This is a genomic window from Actinomadura sp. WMMA1423, from assembly GCF_006547145.1.
In the GTDB taxonomy this organism is placed as follows: Bacteria; Actinomycetota; Actinomycetes; order Streptosporangiales; family Streptosporangiaceae; genus Spirillospora.
On sequence record NZ_CP041244.1, the window covers coordinates 1055248 to 1071249 of the forward strand.

At 75.4% G+C, this 16002-nt stretch carries 16 protein-coding genes; 7 read left to right on the top strand and 9 right to left on the bottom strand.

The genetic code is table 11. From position 1 onward, the window contains the following. Positions 1 to 192: 192 nt before the first annotated feature. A complete protein-coding gene (locus FKD65_RS05260) occupies positions 193 to 1122 on the top strand; it encodes a LysR substrate-binding domain-containing protein (RefSeq protein WP_141576408.1) in 930 nt (309 codons plus the stop codon). On the opposite strand, the gene FKD65_RS05265 is transcribed toward FKD65_RS05260, so the two are convergent. The 4 genes from FKD65_RS05265 to FKD65_RS44770 form a co-directional block, all read right to left on the bottom strand. Further along, complete coding sequence (locus tag FKD65_RS05265) at positions 1123 to 1992, bottom strand: alpha/beta hydrolase (RefSeq protein WP_240809974.1); 870 nt, start codon at positions 1990 to 1992, stop codon at positions 1123 to 1125. 194 nt (positions 1993 to 2186) lie between these two features. After that, on the bottom strand, positions 2187 to 2630 hold the full coding sequence (locus FKD65_RS44760; protein ID WP_141576409.1) for an NUDIX domain-containing protein: 444 nt from the start codon (positions 2628 to 2630) through the stop codon (positions 2187 to 2189). After that, positions 2627 to 3265, bottom strand: coding sequence for a response regulator transcription factor (locus tag FKD65_RS44765; RefSeq protein ID WP_141576410.1), 639 nt, complete (start codon positions 3263 to 3265; stop codon positions 2627 to 2629). The genes FKD65_RS44760 and FKD65_RS44765 overlap by 4 nt, the downstream gene beginning before the upstream one ends. Beyond that, positions 3253 to 4473: a sensor histidine kinase gene (locus FKD65_RS44770; RefSeq protein WP_141576411.1), complete on the bottom strand. Its 1221-nt coding sequence runs from the start codon at positions 4471 to 4473 to the stop codon at positions 3253 to 3255. Before FKD65_RS44770 ends, FKD65_RS44765 begins: the two co-directional genes overlap by 13 nt. A gap of 184 nt (positions 4474 to 4657) precedes the next feature. Here FKD65_RS44770 and FKD65_RS05285 point away from each other — a divergent pair, with 184 nt between their 5' ends. The 6 genes from FKD65_RS05285 to FKD65_RS05300 all read left to right on the top strand — a co-directional run bounded on the left by FKD65_RS05285 (position 4658) and on the right by FKD65_RS05300 (position 10154). Next, positions 4658 to 5389, top strand: a complete 732-nt coding sequence (locus FKD65_RS05285; protein ID WP_205718549.1) for an ABC transporter ATP-binding protein — start codon at positions 4658 to 4660, stop codon at positions 5387 to 5389. Next, the gene (locus tag FKD65_RS44040; protein ID WP_168220954.1) at positions 5386 to 5547 is read left to right on the top strand and encodes a hypothetical protein; all 162 of its coding nucleotides are present in this window, start codon (positions 5386 to 5388) and stop codon (positions 5545 to 5547) included. The genes FKD65_RS05285 and FKD65_RS44040 overlap by 4 nt, the downstream gene beginning before the upstream one ends. A gap of 26 nt (positions 5548 to 5573) precedes the next feature. After that, complete coding sequence (locus tag FKD65_RS05290) at positions 5574 to 7829, top strand: ABC transporter permease (RefSeq protein ID WP_141576412.1); 2256 nt, start codon at positions 5574 to 5576, stop codon at positions 7827 to 7829. 28 nt (positions 7830 to 7857) lie between these two features. Next, the gene (locus FKD65_RS44045) at positions 7858 to 8028 is read left to right on the top strand and encodes a hypothetical protein (RefSeq protein ID WP_168220955.1); all 171 of its coding nucleotides are present in this window, start codon (positions 7858 to 7860) and stop codon (positions 8026 to 8028) included. Positions 8029 to 8139: 111 nt separating this feature from the next. Then, on the top strand, positions 8140 to 8979 hold the full coding sequence (locus tag FKD65_RS05295) for a DUF4253 domain-containing protein (RefSeq protein WP_141576413.1): 840 nt from the start codon (positions 8140 to 8142) through the stop codon (positions 8977 to 8979). Positions 8980 to 9014: 35 nt separating this feature from the next. Next, positions 9015 to 10154 (top strand): hypothetical protein, encoded by a 1140-nt coding sequence (locus FKD65_RS05300; RefSeq protein WP_141576414.1) that lies wholly within the window; start codon positions 9015 to 9017, stop codon positions 10152 to 10154. Positions 10155 to 10161: 7 nt separating this feature from the next. On the opposite strand, the gene FKD65_RS05305 is transcribed toward FKD65_RS05300, so the two are convergent. From FKD65_RS05305 to FKD65_RS05325, 5 genes are all read right to left on the bottom strand, one after another. Next, entirely contained in the window at positions 10162 to 12129 is a 1968-nt protein-coding gene (locus FKD65_RS05305) for an ATP-binding SpoIIE family protein phosphatase (RefSeq protein WP_141576415.1), read from the bottom strand. Positions 12130 to 12222: 93 nt separating this feature from the next. Beyond that, on the bottom strand, positions 12223 to 12996 hold the full coding sequence (locus tag FKD65_RS05310) for an SDR family oxidoreductase (protein WP_141576416.1): 774 nt from the start codon (positions 12994 to 12996) through the stop codon (positions 12223 to 12225). 51 nt (positions 12997 to 13047) lie between these two features. After that, positions 13048 to 13908 carry a spermidine synthase gene (locus FKD65_RS05315; protein WP_141576417.1) on the bottom strand — a complete coding sequence of 287 codons (861 nt, stop codon included), beginning with the start codon at positions 13906 to 13908 and terminating at the stop codon, positions 13048 to 13050. Between the two features lie 43 nt (positions 13909 to 13951). Continuing rightward, positions 13952 to 14980, bottom strand: a complete 1029-nt coding sequence (locus FKD65_RS05320; RefSeq protein WP_141576418.1) for an ABC transporter ATP-binding protein — start codon at positions 14978 to 14980, stop codon at positions 13952 to 13954. Beyond that, the gene (locus FKD65_RS05325) at positions 14964 to 15998 is read right to left on the bottom strand and encodes an ABC transporter ATP-binding protein (RefSeq protein ID WP_141576419.1); all 1035 of its coding nucleotides are present in this window, start codon (positions 15996 to 15998) and stop codon (positions 14964 to 14966) included. Before FKD65_RS05325 ends, FKD65_RS05320 begins: the two co-directional genes overlap by 17 nt. Positions 15999 to 16002: the final 4 nt, after the last annotated feature.

A 16002-nucleotide genomic window follows, 5' to 3' on the forward strand; every position in this document is an offset into this window, starting at 1 on the left:
CCTCCCGCATGCCTCGACACCCTCGATCATCTGCCAGCGAAGCTATGCCTGACAAATACCAAACCCCCCGCCCGGTATGACTGAACGGGTATGTCAACGGCCACGGGGCGGGGCAGAGCTCACCTCGTCGGACATAGCTGAACGGTGACCCGCGGGCCACTAATTATGTCCGAGCTGTGATACCAAAGCGGCATGCGCGCGATCGACCTGCTCAACGGAAGGCTGAAACTGCGGCACCTGGTGCTCGTGGTCGCCGTCGCCGACCACGGCAGCGTCCTGCGGGCCGCCGAGCACCTGCGGCTCGCGCAGCCCGCGGTGACGCGCAGCCTGCGCGAGGTGGAGGGCGTCCTCGGCGTCGAGCTGTTCACCCGCGGCCCGCGCGGCATGACCCCGACGATGTTCGGCGAGGTGTTCGTCGAGCACGCCCGCGCCGTCCTGGCCGAGCTCCGCCGCGCGGGCGAGCGCATCAGCGGCCTGGCCGACGGGGCGGTCGGCACGGTCACGATCGGCACCCTGCTCGCCGGCTCCAACGTTCTGCTCCCCCGCGCGATCGCGGCGCTGAAGCGCGACCGTCCCGGAATCACCGTGATCGTCCAGGAGGCCACCTTCGACGCGCAGGTCCCCCGCCTGCTCGACGGTGAGATCGATCTGATCCTCGGCCGCCTCAACCCGATCGTCGACCTGCGCGGCCTGCGCCAGATCACCCTCTACGGCGAACCCGTCCGGCTCGTCGCCCGCCGCGGCCATCCCGCGCGCTCCGTTCCGAGCCTCGGCCTCGCCGACCTGCTCGCCTACCCCTGGGTGCTGCCGTTGGAACGGACGGCACTGCGGTCGGAGCTGGAGCAGGTCTTCCGCGCCGAGGGCCTGGAACCGCCCGGCAACCTGGTCGAGTGCACGTCGGTGCTGACCGTCCGCACCCTCGTCCGGGACACCGACATGATCGCCGCCCTCCCCGAGCTGGTCGCGCGGACCGACGCCGACATCGCGCCGCTCCCGGTGCCGCTGGAGACCGTCCGCCGCCAGGTGGGCGTCACGCTCCCCGCGCACCGCGCCCCGACGCCGTCGGCCCGGCTGATGCTCGACCATCTCCGCGGTGCGGCCGCCGAGATCACGGCCGGCTGATCACACCGCGCGGACCAGGTCGACCAGGGCCCGGCCGATCGCGGAGTCCGGATCCGCGAGGTCGAGGACCACGTCGAAGTGGTCGCGGTCCGGGACGATCATCAGGTCCCCGGCGTCCCAGCGCGGATGGAACATCCGGGACTGCGCGAGGAACCCCTCCCCGTCCTGCTCGGCGACGACGAGGACCGCGGGGCAGCGGTACGGCGCCGGCAGCAGCGCCGGGCTTAGCGCCGCCGCCCGCTCCAGGTCCAGCCGGACGGTCTCGTTGACGTAGGTGCGGGTGATCGGCCGGATGTCGAACAGCCCGCTGACCGGCATCGCCGCCTTGACGACGTCGGCGGGCAGCCCGAGCGGCTCCTGCCATCCGCCGACCATCGTCATCCCGGTCAGGTGCCCGCCCGCCGAGCTGCCCCCGACCACGATGCGGTCCGGGTCGAGGCCGTGCTCGCGACCGTGCCGGTACACCCAGGCCACGGCCGTCCGCACCTGCCGGACGATCTCCTCCAGCGTCGCCTGCGGCGCGAGCGTGTAGTCGGGCACCACGGTCGCGATGCCCTGCTCGTGCAGCGCCCTCGCCATGAACGACGACACGTCCCGCGAGAGCGCCATCCAGTAGCCGCCGTGCAGGAAGACGAACACCGGTCTCGGCTCCCCGCCGGTGCCCCAGACGTCGAGCCGCTCCCCGCTCGCCTCGTCGTAGACGATTCCCGGCCGCCCGGGCAGGTCCTCGACGGCCGCCTCCGACATGGCCCGGTACCGGGCCATGTGCCGGTCGAACAGCTCGGGCCCGGCCTTCCCGCGCACGTTGTAGGCGACGTCCAGTTCCTCGTCGCTCAGCCCGCTGCCCGGCCAGTCGTCCAGATCGCTCACCGTCGCACCTCCACCCTCCGGGACCAGCCTCCCGTCCGCCCGGGGCGCGATCAAATACCTTCCCCGCCCGCCGCTATCACGCCCCCGCCATACCCGGCCGGTCCGCCCCCGGCCGGGCGGTCGGAGCCGCCTGGACGACGCGCCGTTCCCACTCCGGAGCCGGCCGACCTCATCGCGCCGGTGGCCCGACCCCGCTAGGGGACGAGGTCCGGGAGGTCGGCGGCGTGGTCACGCAGGTAGGCGGCCAGCATCTCGGGGACGAGGCGGAGCCGCCCGAGGGCGGCCGGGGCGCAGGGGACGCGGTCGACGTCGTAGCGACCGTTCGCGGGATCGTCGAACTCGGGGCCGTGCCGGCGCGAGAGGTCCATCGCCACCAGGCGGCAGACGTAGAAGGTGTTGAGGCGGTGCGCCTCGGGGCTCTGCTCGGCGCAGGCGAAGACCTGCCGGACGGGCCCGGCGGTCGCACCCAGCTCCTCGTCCAGCTCGCGGCGCAGCGCGGCCTCCGGTGAGGCGTCGGTCGGCTCGATCTTGCCGCCAGGAGTCGTCCAGTAGAGGGGGCGGCCGGGGACGGTGCGGCGCAGGAGGACCAGCGAGCCGCCGTCCAGAAGGAGCGCCCGGGCGCCCCGGCGGACCCTCACGCGTTCAGGTAGGCCAGGACGGCGAGCACGCGGCGGTGCCCGCTGTCGGTGGGCGGGAGGCCGAGCTTGGCGAACACCGCGCCGATGTGCTTGCTCACCGACCGCTCGGTGATGACGAGGGTCTCGGCGATAGTGGCGTTGTCCAGGCCCTGCGCCATCAGCCCGAGCACCTCGCACTCGCGGGGCGTGAGGGCCTGGAGCGGGTCCTGCCGGGAGGCCATCAGCTGGGAGACCACCTCGGGGTCGAGGGCGGTGCCCCCGGCGGCGACGCGGGCCAGCGCGTCCAGGAACTCGTCGACGCGGCCGACCCGGTCCTTGAGCAGGTAGCCGACGCCGCCGGCGCCGCCCGCGAGCAGCTCGGCGGCGTAGGTCTGCTCGACGTACTGCGACAGGACCAGCACCGGCAGGCCCGGCAGCCGCCTGCGGGCCTCGATCGCCGCGCGCAGCCCCTCGTCGCGGAACCCGGGCGGCAGCCGGACGTCGAGGACGGCGGCGTCGGGGCGGTGCTCCAGCAGGGCGGGCAGCACGTCCGGGCCGGTGCCCGCGGCGGCGACCACCTCGTGGCCGCCCGCGTCCAGCAGCATGGCGAGGCCCTCGCGGAGCAGGACGCTGTCCTCCGCGATCACGATCCGCACGGCAGCTCCACCTGAAGCGTCGTCCCTTCCCCTTCGGGGCTGTCCAGGCGGGTCGTCCCGTCGAGCGCCGCCACCCGGCGGCGGATGCCCGCGAGGCCGCTGCCCCGGTCCGGATCGGCCCCGCCCCTGCCATCATCCCGCACGATGATCACGAGGCGGGCGGGTTCGCGGCGCAGCGCGACCTCGGCGTGCCGGGCGCCGCTGTGCTTGGCGACGTTGGTGAGGGCCTCGGCCACGACGAAGTAGGCGGCGGCCTCGACGGCGGCGGGGGCCCGGCCGTCCTCGACGCGCAGCTCGACGGGGATCGGATGCCCGGCGGCGAGCGCCCGCAGCGCCCCCGCCAGGCCGCGGTCGGACAGGATCGGCGGGTAGATGCCGCGGATCACCGTCCGCAGCTGCGTGAGGGCCTCCTCGACGCCCTCCCTGGCCTCCAGGAACAGCGTGCGCGCCGCGTCCGGGTCGGTCTCGAAGCGGCGGTCGGCGAGCCCGAGCCGCAGGGCGGCGGAGACGAGCTGGGCCTGGGTCCCGTCGTGCAGGTCGCGCTCGATGCGGCGCAGCTCGGCGCCGTGGGCCTCCAGGGCCTCGGCGCGGGTCTCGGTCAGCTCCTCGACCCGCTCGGCGAGGCTGGTGCGCCGGGTGGGCCCGAGCAGGGCCTCGGCGAGCCCGGCCTGCCACCGAAGGAGCCTCGGCACCAGCCACAGCAGGACGCCCAGGTCGAAGGCCCCCTGCAGGAACGGCATCGTCAGGGCCTTGGGCCAGCTGTCCAGGGTGATGAACGCCGCCTGGGAGCCCTCGGGCGCCGCCCACCACCACAGCGGCAGCGAGAGCGTGAACGGGATGGCCGGCCACACCGAGACCGCCACCGCCGCCGCGACCAGGGCGGTGAGCCCGTGCGCCGCCATCCAGGCCGCGTCCCTCCAGGTGGAGGGCGAGCGCAGCAGGCGGCGCGCCTCGCCGAGCCCCTCGCCCGACGGCGGCCGGTACGGCTCGGGGATCTCGCGGCCGAGCACGCGCCCGGCGCGGCGCCGTTCGGCGTTCGCGAGCGCCCGCAGGGGTTTCACGGCCGACGGCAGCCACGGCAGCAGGACGGGGGACAGGGCCAGCGCCGCCACGAGCGGGACGATGCCGGCCATCGCGGGCAGGCCGGTGCGCAGGGCTCCGACCAGCTCGCCGGTCGCCTCCGCGCTTCGTCTCAGGGCTCTGTTCATGTCACCTCGATGCCGCCTCGCCGCACACCGTAAGCGACGCCCGCGCCCCCCGCATCAGGGCCCGCACCCAGGCCGGTGGTGTAGCCCGCTACACCACCGTTTCGGGGGTCCGCGCCCATGTGCCCGGACCCCCGCGGAACCTAGGTTCTTCCAGGTGAGAGGCGCTATCCCACGGAGGGGAACCATGACCACGATGACGGCCGAGGCGACCGCCGAGGCGGTGGGCCTGGACGCGGTCACCAAGACCTACGGGGCCGTGCGGGCCCTGGACGGCATCACCTGGACGTTCCGCCGCGGCGGGTTCACCGCGGTGATGGGGCCGTCGGGGTCGGGCAAGAGCACGTTCCTGCACTGCGCGTCCGGACTCGACCGCCCGAGCGGCGGCACGGTCCGGATCGGGGGCGTGGACCTCGGCCGGCTCGGCGAGGCGGAGCGGACGCGGCTGCGCCGCGAGCGGATCGGGTTCGTGTTCCAGGCGTTCAACCTGATCCCGTCCATGGACGTCGAGCAGAACATCACGCTCCCGCTGCGGCTCGGCGGCGCCGAGCCCGATGCGGCCCGGCTGGAGGAGATCGTCCGGCGGACGGGCCTCGCGGACCGGCTCCGGCACCGCCCGTCGGAGCTGTCGGGCGGGCAGCAGCAGCGCGCCGCCCTCGCCCGCGCGCTGATCACCCGCCCGGAGGTCGTCTTCGCCGACGAGCCGACCGGGGCCCTCGACCCGCGCACCGCCCGCGACGTCCTGCGGATGCTGCGCGAGGCCGCCGACCTGACCGGCCAGACGGTCGTCCTGGTCACCCACGACCCGACGGCCGCGGCCTGGGCCGACTCGGTGCTGTTCCTCAGCCGCGGCCGCATCGTCGACGAGCTGGCGGCCCCGACCGCGTCCGCCGTCACGTCCCGCTGGGAGTCGCTGTGAGGAGCCGGGAGACGGGCGCGCCCCGGGGGGTGTCCGCGGGGATCTTCGTCGCGCTGGCCTTCGCGGCGGTTCTCCTCGGAGCGTGCGGTGTGCTGCTCGAGTCGGCGCTCCGGGCGCACGCGCCGGTCGACCGGTTCGGCGCCGGGGCCCGGTCGTGACCGGGCCCCGGACCGTCACCGACAGGATGGGCAGGTTCGCTGACGAGCCGGAGGAGCAGAGCCGCCCGCTGACCGATCGCGCCCCCGTCCCGATCGCGGCGGCCGAGAGGCTGCGGGCCGTCCCGGGCGTGCGGGACGTCGTCGCGGACGTGGCGTTCCCCGCGCTGCTCCCCTCGGGAGCGCCGGTGACGGGGCACGGATGGGAGTCGGCGGCGCTGCGGCCCTACAGGCTGAGCGCGGGCCGCGCCCCGCAGGCGCCGGACGAGGTCGTGCTGAGCCGGGCGCCGGGCATCGCGCCCGGGGCCGTGGTGCGGATCCAGGCCGACGGCCCGCCCCGCGCCTACCGGGTGTCCGGCCTCGTCGCCGAGGGCCCCCCGGCGGCGTTCTTCACCACGGCGACGGCCGCGGCCCTGGACGGCCGCCCGGGCCTCGCCGACGCCCTCGCGGTGCTCGGCGACCCCGACGAGGACGCCCTCCGCGCGGCGGTGCCCGGACTCGCCGTCTCCGCCGGAGCGGCGCGCGGCGACGCCGAGGACCCGGCCGTCGCCGCCGCCCGGCCCGACGTCGTGGAGCTGTCCGCCTCCTTCGGCGGCGTCGCGGCGATGACCGCGCTCGTGGTCGTCGGCGGTCTCGTCGTGCTGTCGGTGCGGGAGCGGGCGCGCGAGTTCGCCCTCCTGCGGGCGGTCGGCGCGACGCCGGGCCAGGTGCGGGGGCGCCTGCTGCGCGAGACGCTGCGGGTGGGCGCCCCGGCGGCGCTGGCCGGTGGCGCGGCGTCTCTCGGGGCGGGCGCCGCGCTGCACGCCGCGATGGTCCGCGAGGGCGTCCTGCCAAAGGGCTTCGGGCTGTCGCTCGGCCCGCTGCCCGTGCTCGCGGCGGTCGCGGCCACGCTCCTCGCCGCGACCGCGACCGCCCTCCTCGCCTCGCTGCGCGTGTCGCGGATCCGGCCCGTGGAGGCGCTCGGCGAGGCCGCCGCCGAGAACCCGCGCCTGCCCCGCTGGCGCGTCGTCACCGGCGCCGCCTTCCTCGTCGTCGGGCTGAACGCGCTCGGGTTCTCCGCCGGCGCCACCGGCCCCGCCGCGAGCGTCTCGATCGGCGGCCTGGTCATCTCGCTGATCGTCGCCACCGCCTTCCTCGGGCCCCTGGTGGCGCGGCTCGGGAACCGGGTGCTGGGCCGGGCGGCCCGGGCCGTCTCGCCGGTGGCGGGGCGGATGGCCCAGCACGCCGCCGGCTCCGCCGCCCTGCGCGCCGGATCGCTGATCACCCCGGTGGCCCTGGCGGTCGCGTTCGCGGGCGTCCAGCTCTTCGCGCAGTCCACCGTCGCCCACGCGGCGCGGACGCAGGCGCGGGAGGGGAACCGCGCCGACCGGATCGTCGCGGCGGCGGGCCCCGGCCTGCCGGGCGGCGTCGCGGAGGCGGTGCGCCGCCTCCCCGGTGTGACGGCCGCGACGCCGGTCAAGCGCACGACCGTCGTCATGGCGGTCAAGGAGCTGGGCGAGAAGAACCTGCGCTCGCTGAACGGCAGCGGCGTCGGCGCGGGCGCCGCGGAGACGCTGGACCCGGGCGTGTCCGCCGGCAGGCTCGGCGACCTGCGCGGCGACGCCGTCGCGCTCAGCCGGGACGTCGCCGGGGGTCTGGGCGTCGGCTCCACGGCGCCGCTGTGGCTCGGCGACGGGACGCGGATCCGCGCCCGCGTCGTGGCCATCTACGACCGGGGCCTCGGCTTCGGCGACGTTCTCCTCCCCCGCGACCTCGTGGCCGCGCACTCCTCCTCACCGCTCGACGACCACGTCCTCGTCCGCGGACGGGCGGACCTCGGACCGGTCACCGCCGCCTACGCCGGGACCCGGGTCCTCACGCCCGGCGAGTTCCAGGCGGGCCTCTCCCAGGAGGTCAGGCTCCAGGGGCTCGTCAGCCTGCTGGTGGTCGCCGCGATCAGCGGCTTCGTCCTCATCGGCCTCGTCACGACGCTGGCACTGGCGACGGCGGCGCGCCGCCGCGAGTTCGCCCTGCTGCGGCTGGTGGGCGCGACCCGCCGCCAGGTCCTGCGGATGCTGCGGCTGGAGGCCGCGATCGTCCTCGGCACCGGCATCGCGGCCGGGACGCTGATCGCGGCGGTGACGCTGACGGCCTTCGCGGCCCGCGTCACCGGCCTGCCGCTGCCCAGCGTCCCGCCGCTCGCCTGCGCGGCTGTCCTCCTCGGCGTGGCCGGATCCGGCACCGCCGCGATCCTGCTCACGGCGCGCGCGGTGCTGCGCCGGCGCACTCCTCCCTCGCTCTCCTGAAGGCCACCTCCTCCCGAAAGGCGCTCCCATGAGCAACTCCACCCGCTGGACCCTGATCGTCATCCTCGTCGCGGTCAACGTCCTGTCGAACGCGGTCCTCGGCGACGGCTGGATCCAGATCGCCGTCAGCGCCGTCACCGGCCTCGCCGCGGCCGCCGTCGTGATCGACCTGCTGGTCCGCCGCCGCCGCGAACCCTGAGCCCGACCGGGCCGCCCGACCGGGACGACCGAACCGCACGGCTCGTCCCACGGGCGGCCCCCGCCGCCGTTACGATCGCCACTGGCATGCTCTGTACCGGAACGGCGTGAAATGGATGATGTGGAGGTCCGGCACCTGCCGGGCGACCTGCCGCAGCTGTTCGAGGGCGGCGCCGGGGACGGCGCGGCCGGCCGGACGCTGTCGGTTCCGCTGCCCGAGGGGGACCTGGTCTGGCCGGACCCCGGCTACCCGCAGCGGCAGCACCTCCTTCGGCCCGCGTTCTGGCTGAGCGACGAGCCCGTCCGCGGCGAGCTGTGGGCCCGGGTCCGCGCCGAGCATGCCCGGTCGGGCCTGTGGCCCCTGCTCATGGACGAGTCCGACCAGCCCTGGGCGGCGGGCCAGATCGCACCCGAGCCGGTCGCCGAGATCGGCAACTACCACCCCCACGCGTTCATGTACGAGGTCTGGGCGGACTGGACCGAGCAGGCGGCCGACGCCGACCACGACGACCTCGCCCCCTACGGGCGGCACTGCCCCGGCCCGGCGCCCGCCGGCGTCCCCGTCGACGACCCGGGCGCCGTGGCCGACCGGCACGCCCGCGCCCTCGCCGCCCGCGGCCTGTCGCTCGGCCTGGTCGCGGTGGACCGCGGCGCCGACGCGCTCGCCGCCGTAGGCTGGCAGGGCGCCCTGAACCACAACGAGTGGACGGCGCCGCTCGCGGCCGTCCTGCGCGGCTGGGAGGACCGCTTCGGCGCCCGCGTCGTCGCGCTCGGCTTCAACACGCTGGAGCTCAGCGTCGCCGCGCCGCCCGTGAGCACCCGGCACGCCGTCCACGTGGCGGCCGAGCACTGGGCGTTCTGCCCCGACATCCTGTTCCAGGGGCCCGGCACCCTCGCCGGGTACGCCGAGGAGATCCGCGGCAAGACCAACTGGTCGTTCTGGTGGGACTGACCGGGCGGCGAGGACGGGAACAGGGACGGCGACGGATGCGACGCAGCGGCAGGGCGCTCTCGGCGGTCATCGCGGCCGGCATCGGCCTCACCCTGGCCGCCGACGTCACCGTGCTCGTCCGGGGCCGGGCCGACGGCAGGCCCCGCCGAGCCGGGAACCTCGTGTCGGTGGCCGACGCGCCGCGTGCGCCGGCCGTCGCGCCGCTGACCCGCCGCTACACCCCCCACCTGCTGGTCGCCGGGACGTCGTCGCTGCCGCCCCGGACCGTCGAGCGGGCGAGGCGCCTCAAGGGAGTCGCCGGCGTCGCCGTCGTGGACGCCGCGCAGGCGAGGGTCGGGGACCGCCGCATGGGCGTCCTCGGGGTCGACCCCTCGGGGTTCCGCGCGTTCGCGCCCGAGCCGACGGCCCGGTCCGACCAGCTCTGGCAGACCGTCGCGTCCGGCGGCCTGGCGGTGTCGTTCGAGCAGGGCCGGGACGGCGCGCTGCCGCTCGGCGCCGTGGTCCCGGCGGGGCGCAGCACGCGGCCGGGGCGGGTCCGCGTCGGCGCCTACGCCTCGATGGGCATCGGCGACGTCGACGCGATCGTGTCGCGCGGGCAGGCCCGCGCCCTCGGACTGCCGGACGGGAACGGCCTGGTCATCAGCGCTCCGAAGGCCGACGCCGCGGCGCTGGCGAAGCGGCTCAAGCGGATCCTCCCGCGCGGCACGAGGGTGGCGACGCTGGCGGCGCGCGAGAGCACCCGCGGCGCCCGGCCGCGGAGCCTGCCGCGGGTGACCGGGCGGCCGGACGGGGCGGCCGGCGACCGCTCCCCCATCACCGGCAACATGATGACGCCCACGATGCGGACCGCCCTGCTGGAGATCGCCCGGATGTTCGGCCCCTTCCCGGTGATCGGCTGCTACCGCTCCACCGGCGACCCGCAGGACCACGGCGACGGCCGCGCCTGCGACTTCATGGAGAGCACCGGCGGCCGGACGCCGAGCGCCGGCGCCCAGCGGCACGGCGACCAGGTCGCCCGGTACGCCGTCGCGAACGCGCGGCGCCTCGGGATCTCCTACGTCATCTGGAGGCAGCACATCTGGAACGTCCGGGGCGGCGGATGGCGGCCGATGGAGGACCGGGGAAGCATCACCCAGAACCACTACGACCACGTCCACATCTCGGTGCGGCGCTAGCCGCCCTTCACGGCAGCGGCTGCTCGCACCACACGACCTTGCCGCTCTTGGTGCGGCGGACCCCCCAGCGCTGCGCCAGCCGCCCCACCACCTGGAGGCCCCGGCCCGACTCGCTCGCGTCGTCCTCGTCCTCGTGGTGGCGGACGCGGGGGCGCCCGTCGGAGGAGTCGAACACCTCGCAGACCAGCCCGCCCTCCCGCACGAGCCGCAGGCCGATGCGGCCTCCGGCGTGCCGGACGGCGTTGGTGACGAGTTCGGAGGCCAGCAGGGTGGTGGTGTAGGCCATGTCCTCCAGGCCCCAGCGGGTGAGCCGGTCGCAGATCAGGCCGCGCGCCCGGCGGACGGCGGCGGGCTCGGCGGGCAGCTCCCACGAGGCGTGCCGGTCGGCCGGGATCCGCGCCAGCCGCGCCACGAGCATGGCGATGTCGTCGCGGTGCTGGTCGTCGTAGACGCCGTCCAGGGCCGCCTGGCACAGTTCCTCCAGGGGGCGGGCGGCCGCGCCCGGCCCGAAGGTGGTGCGCAGCCGGGCCAGGCCGTCGTCGATGTCGCGGGCCCGGTTCTCCACCAGGCCGTCGGTGTAGAGGAACAGCAGCGTCCCGTCCTCGACGGTGAACTCGCGGCTGACGATGGGGCCCTCGCCGCCGACGCCGAGCGGCGGTGCCGGCGGGACCGGAAGGTACTCCGAGGCCGTGCCGGGCGGGGCCAGCAGCGGCGGGAGGTGCCCGGCGCTGGCGACCTCGCACCGGCCGATCACCGCGTCGTAGACCACGTAGGCGCAGGTGGCGAAGTGGGGCTCGCGCTCGCCGAGCGTGCGCATCAGGGAGTCGAGCCGCTCCAGCGCCTCGGCGGGCGGCAGCTCCAGCCCGGCGAGCGTGTGGATGGCGGTGCGGAGGCGCCCCATGGTGACGGCGGCCTTCACGCCGTGCCCGGCCACGTCCCCGACCACCAGCGCGACCCGTGCGCCCGGCAGCGCGATCGACTCGTACCAGTCGCCGCCGACCTCGATGAGCCTGCTGCCCGGCAGGTACCGGTGGTGCACCTCCACCGGCGACGGCGCCGAGAGCCCGGTCGGCAGCAGGCTGCGCTGCAGGGTCAGCGCGGTCGCCCGCTCGCGCGAGTACTGCCGGGCGCTCTCGATGAAGATGGCCGCCCGGCCGGCGAACTCCATCCCGATCTCGATGTCGTAGGCGTCGAACGGGCGGTGCGCGACGTTGCGGGTGCAGACGAAGAAGCCGAGGACGCCCACCGGCGAGGTGATCGGAAGGAGCAGCATCGACGCGCCCTTGAGCATCTCGGCGACCGGCGGGCGGCGCCACGAGGAGGCCAGCCCCGCCGCCCCCTCGCCGCCGAGGGCGCGCAGCACCGGTTCGCCGGACTCCAGGCACAGCGCGTGCGGGGTGCCCTGCGGGTAGCCGAGGGTCTCACCGGTCGGGAACGTCGCGTCCCAGGCCGGGTCCTCGTCGTCGAACCCGATCGCCATCCGGCGCAGCTGGGGGCCGCCCGGCCCCTCCGGCCCCTCGTCGGAGTCGATGTGGGTCTCCAGCAGCAGTAGTGCGCCGGAATTGCAGAAGTGCGGGACGAGCACGTCCATCAGCCCGCGCGCCAGCATTTCCAGGTCGAGCGTGGAGCCGATCCGCGGGAGCGCGTCGTCCAGCAGCGCGCGCCGGATGACGGCCGGGTCGACGAACCGGTCCGCCAGCGGCACCGGCACCCGCACGACGGCGAGCGCGGCGATCTCCGGCACGCCGCCGTTCATCGGATGGACGGTCACGACCGCGTCGAGCGTGCCGCCGACCGGCGTCTCGACGGCGAGCATGGCGGTGCGCTCCCGTCCGGCCTTCAGCGCCTCCAGCAGCGGCCTGTGCGCACCGGGGATCACCTCGTCCAGCAGGGCGCCCAGCAGGCCGTTCGCTTTCGGGTGCAGAACCGCAGCGGCATTGCGGTCGAACTGGAGAATTCTCCCCGACGAATCCATGCCGAGAATGAGAATTCGGGTGGACGACTCCATCGCTCGATTATGGGACATGGCGCGGCCCGATGAGACCGATACGGGAGGGGAATCCGTCCCTTACCGATGCGTATGGGTCTCGTCCAGGAACTGGCGCCACGTCCGCTTCCCCACCGCGCGGTCCGGCGCCAGGTGATGGCCCTCCCGGAAGCCCCGGCCGGCGCGACCGGGGAACGGGACCGGCACCCGGACGGGGCGCCGCAGCCCCCGCGCCTCCAGGTAGTCGCGCATCATCTCCTCGACCGTGAGCACCTCCGGACCGCCCATGTCGCCGACCCTCCGCTCGGGCCCGGCGCCCAGCGCCAGGTCGGCGAGCCGCTCGGCGACCTCGCCGGCGTCGACGGGCTGGTCCCGCAGCCCGCCCGGCAGCAGCATCAGCCCGGGGACCTTGGTGAGCGCGTTGAAGACCGCGTCCGGCAGCGTGTGGAACTGGGTCGCGCGCAGGATCGTGTACGGCAGGCCGGAATCCTCGATCATCCGCTCCACGGCGTGCTTGATCCGGTAATACCGGTAAGGGATCTTGTCCACGCCGACGATCGAGATATAGACCAGGTGCGGCGCGCCCTGTCCGCGCGCGGCGCCGATCAGCCTCCGCGCGGCCGTCAGGTCCCGCTTGGCGCGCAGCGGGTCGCTGGCGCAGTGCACGATCGTCTCGACTCCGGCGATGGCGTCCTCGATGCCCTCACCGGTCACGAGGTCGCCCCGGTGCCAGATGACCCCGGACTCCGGTTCCCTCGCGCGGCGGCTGAGGGCGTGCACGTCAGCGCCCGCCTCGGCCAGTCTGCGGGTGACGGGCCGGCCGAGCGTGCCGCTCGCCCCGGTCACGAGGATCATGGTCTTCCTCCTTGGTCGGTCATGCGATGCGGGAGAGCCGCGGACGGGGGGTCAGGACTTCCCGAAGACCTGCGGCGGCGGGACGGGCGCGACGATCTCCTCGCCGTCGCGCAGCGGCGCGGCTCCGGCGCAGAACGCGGCGAGGTCGCCGCCCTCCAGGACCCGGGCGCGCACGGCGCCGCCCGCGGCGCGGCGCGTCAGCTCGGCCACCGGCAGCGGCTCCCGGGACGCGGCGACGATCAGGTTCCCGAAGCGGCGGCCCCGCAGCACGCCCGGGTCGCCCATCAGCAGCGCGTGCCGGAACACCGACCGGACCGTCGCGGCCACCCGGCGGGCGAACGGCAGCCGGAACCCGTCGGCGACGTTGGCCAGGTAGACGCCTCCGGGCCGCAGCACCCGCGCGGCGTCCAGGACGAACTCGCGGGTCGCGAGGTCGGGGGGCATCGAGGCCCCGGCGAAGGCGTCCATCACGACCAGGTCGTCGGCCTCGTCCGCGAGCGCCGCGATCCCCGACCGCCCGTCGGTGATCCGGATCCGCAGGCCGGGGATGCCCTTCACCGGCAGCCGCTCCCGGACTACCTGCACCAGCTCCGCGTCCGGCTCCAGGACGACCTGCCGCGAGCCCGGCCGGGTCGCGGCGATGTAGCGGGGCAGCGTGCACCCGGCGCCGCCGATGTGGACCGCGTCGAACGCCTCCCCTGCCAGGCCGAGCGAGTCGACCACGTCGCCCATCAGCCGCATGTACTCGAAGTCGAGGTAGGTGGGGTCGGACAGGTCCACGTACGACTGGGGGACGCCGTCGACGAGCAGCATCCAGCCGCCGTCGCGGTCGGCGTCGCGCAGCAGCTCGGCCTCCCCGCCGGCGATCTCGTAGGTTCGCGGAGAGGGACCGTGCCTGCCCTTGCGTGCCATGGCCCCCAGCCTACGGATCAGCGCCCGCGACGCCCCCGGCACCTCAGGCCTGCTCCGTCAGGTCCGTCAGGGCGGCCTCCGCCGCGAAGTGGCAGGCGCTCGGGTGGGCGGAGCCGTCCCGCTCCTCCAGGGCGGGCTCCCGCTCGGCGCAGACGTCCCGCGCCTTCCAGCAGCGGGTGCGGAAGCGGCAGCCGGACGGCGGGTCCAGCGGCGACGGCGGCTCCCCCTCCAGCCGGATCTGCTCGGTCCAGCCGGGCGCGTCCGGGTCGGGCACCGGGACGGCCGACAGCAGCGCCTGCGTGTACGGGTGGGTCGGATGCTCGTAGATCTGGGCCTCGTCGCCGGTCTCCACGACCTTGCCCAGGTACATGACGGCGATCCGGTCGGAGATGTGGCGGACGGCCGCCAGGTCGTGCGCGATGAACACGTACGCCAGGCCGAGTTCGCGCTGCAGTTCGGCGAGCAGGTTCATCACCTGCGCCTGGACGGACACGTCCAGCGCCGAGACCGGCTCGTCGCACACGATGACGTCGGGCCGCAGCGCCAGGGCGCGGGCGATGCCGACGCGCTGGCGCTGCCCGCCGGAGAACTGGTGCGGGTAGCGGCTGACGTGGGCGGGGTCCAGGCCGACGAGCTCCAGCAGTTCCTGGACGCGCCTGCGCCGATCGCCCTTCGGCGCCACCTCGGTGTGGACGGCGAACGGCTCCCCCACGATGTCGCCGACCGTCATCCGCGGATTGAGCGAGGAGTAGGGGTCCTGCATCACCATCTGGACGCGGCGGCGCAGCGCGCGCAGTTCCGGCTTCGGCAGCGCGAAGATGTCGCGGCCGTCGAAGCGGACCGTCCCGGCGGTGGGGCGCTCGGCCGCGAGCAGGAGCTTGGCCAGCGTCGACTTCCCGCAACCGGACTCGCCCACGACCCCGAGGGTCTCGCCTCGGCGCAGCTCCAGGTCGACCCCGTCGACGGCCCTGACCTGCCCGACCGCGCGCTTGACGACGACGCCGCGGGTCACGGGGTAGTGCTTGACGAGCCCCTCCACCCGCAGGATCGGATCCTCACTCGGCTCCGGCACGGTGCACCTCCTCGGCGAAGTGGCAGGCGGCCTCGTGGCCCGGCGCGACGGTGACGAGCGGCGGCCGCTCCGCCGCGCACAGCGCCTCGGCGCGGGGGCAGCGCGGCTGGAACGGGCAGCCCGGCGGGAGCGCGGCCGGGTTCGGCGGCGAGCCCTTGATCGGGACGAGCGGGGCGCCGCGCCGGTCGAGGCGCGGCACCGACGCCAGCAGGCCCCGGGTGTAGGGGTGGGCGGGCCGCGCGTACAGCTCCCTCGCGGGCGCCTGCTCGGCGACCGACCCGGCGTACATGACGACGATCCGGTCGGCGACGCCGGCGACGACGCCGAGATCGTGGGTGATCAGCACCATGCCCATGCGCAGCTCGTCCTGCAGCCCGGCCAGCAGGCGCATGATCTGCGCCTGCACGGTCACGTCGAGCGCGGTGGTCGGCTCGTCGGCGATGAGGACGTCCGGTTCCAGCGCCAGCGCCATCGCGATCATGATGCGCTGCCGCATGCCGCCGGAGAACTGGTGCGGGTAGTCGCCGAGCCGCTCGGCGGCCGAGGGGATCCGCACCCGCTCCATCAGCTCCACGGCCTTCGCCCTGGACTCCCCGCGGCCGAGCCCGCGGTGCACCCGGAACATCTCGCGGAGCTGGTCGCCGACCGTGAAGACGGGGTTCAGCGCGGTCAGCGCGTCCTGGAAGATCATGGAGATGCGGTCGCCGCGGTAGGCGCGGCGGCGCCGCTCGGGCATGCCGAGCAGCTCCTCGCCGCGCAGCCGCACCGACCCGCGCTCGACGCGCGCGGGCGGGACGTCGAGGATGCCCATGACGGCCTGCGCCGCGACGCTCTTGCCCGACCCCGACTCGCCGAGGATGGCGAGCGTCTCCCCCTCGGCGAGGGTGTAGGAGAGCCCGTTCACGGCGTGCACGTCCTGGTCCCGGACGCGGAACCGGACGTGCAGGTCCTCGACACTCAGGAGCGGCGCCTCGGGCTCGCGGGCGGGGGCCGGGTCGTCCTTCAGGTCCGTGGTCATGTCT

What these genes read in the sequence shown, in the direction of transcription:
- FKD65_RS05260 (WP_141576408.1), top strand. Translation starts at nt 193, where the DNA reads ATGCGCGCGATCGACCTGCTCAACGGAAGGCTGAAACTGCGGCACCTG.
- FKD65_RS44770 (WP_141576411.1), bottom strand. Translation starts at nt 4,473, where the DNA reads ATGAACAGAGCCCTGAGACGAAGCGCGGAGGCGACCGGCGAGCTGGTC.
- FKD65_RS05285 (WP_205718549.1), top strand. Translation starts at nt 4,658, where the DNA reads ATGACCACGATGACGGCCGAGGCGACCGCCGAGGCGGTGGGCCTGGAC.
- FKD65_RS05290 (WP_141576412.1), top strand. Translation starts at nt 5,574, where the DNA reads ATGGGCAGGTTCGCTGACGAGCCGGAGGAGCAGAGCCGCCCGCTGACC.
- FKD65_RS44045 (WP_168220955.1), top strand. Translation starts at nt 7,858, where the DNA reads ATGAGCAACTCCACCCGCTGGACCCTGATCGTCATCCTCGTCGCGGTC.
- FKD65_RS05295 (WP_141576413.1), top strand. Translation starts at nt 8,140, where the DNA reads ATGGATGATGTGGAGGTCCGGCACCTGCCGGGCGACCTGCCGCAGCTG.
- FKD65_RS05300 (WP_141576414.1), top strand. Translation starts at nt 9,015, where the DNA reads ATGCGACGCAGCGGCAGGGCGCTCTCGGCGGTCATCGCGGCCGGCATC.
- FKD65_RS05305 (WP_141576415.1), bottom strand. Translation starts at nt 12,129, where the DNA reads ATGGATTCGTCGGGGAGAATTCTCCAGTTCGACCGCAATGCCGCTGCG.
- FKD65_RS05310 (WP_141576416.1), bottom strand. Translation starts at nt 12,996, where the DNA reads ATGATCCTCGTGACCGGGGCGAGCGGCACGCTCGGCCGGCCCGTCACC.
- FKD65_RS05315 (WP_141576417.1), bottom strand. Translation starts at nt 13,908, where the DNA reads ATGGCACGCAAGGGCAGGCACGGTCCCTCTCCGCGAACCTACGAGATC.
- FKD65_RS05325 (WP_141576419.1), bottom strand. Translation starts at nt 15,998, where the DNA reads ATGACCACGGACCTGAAGGACGACCCGGCCCCCGCCCGCGAGCCCGAG.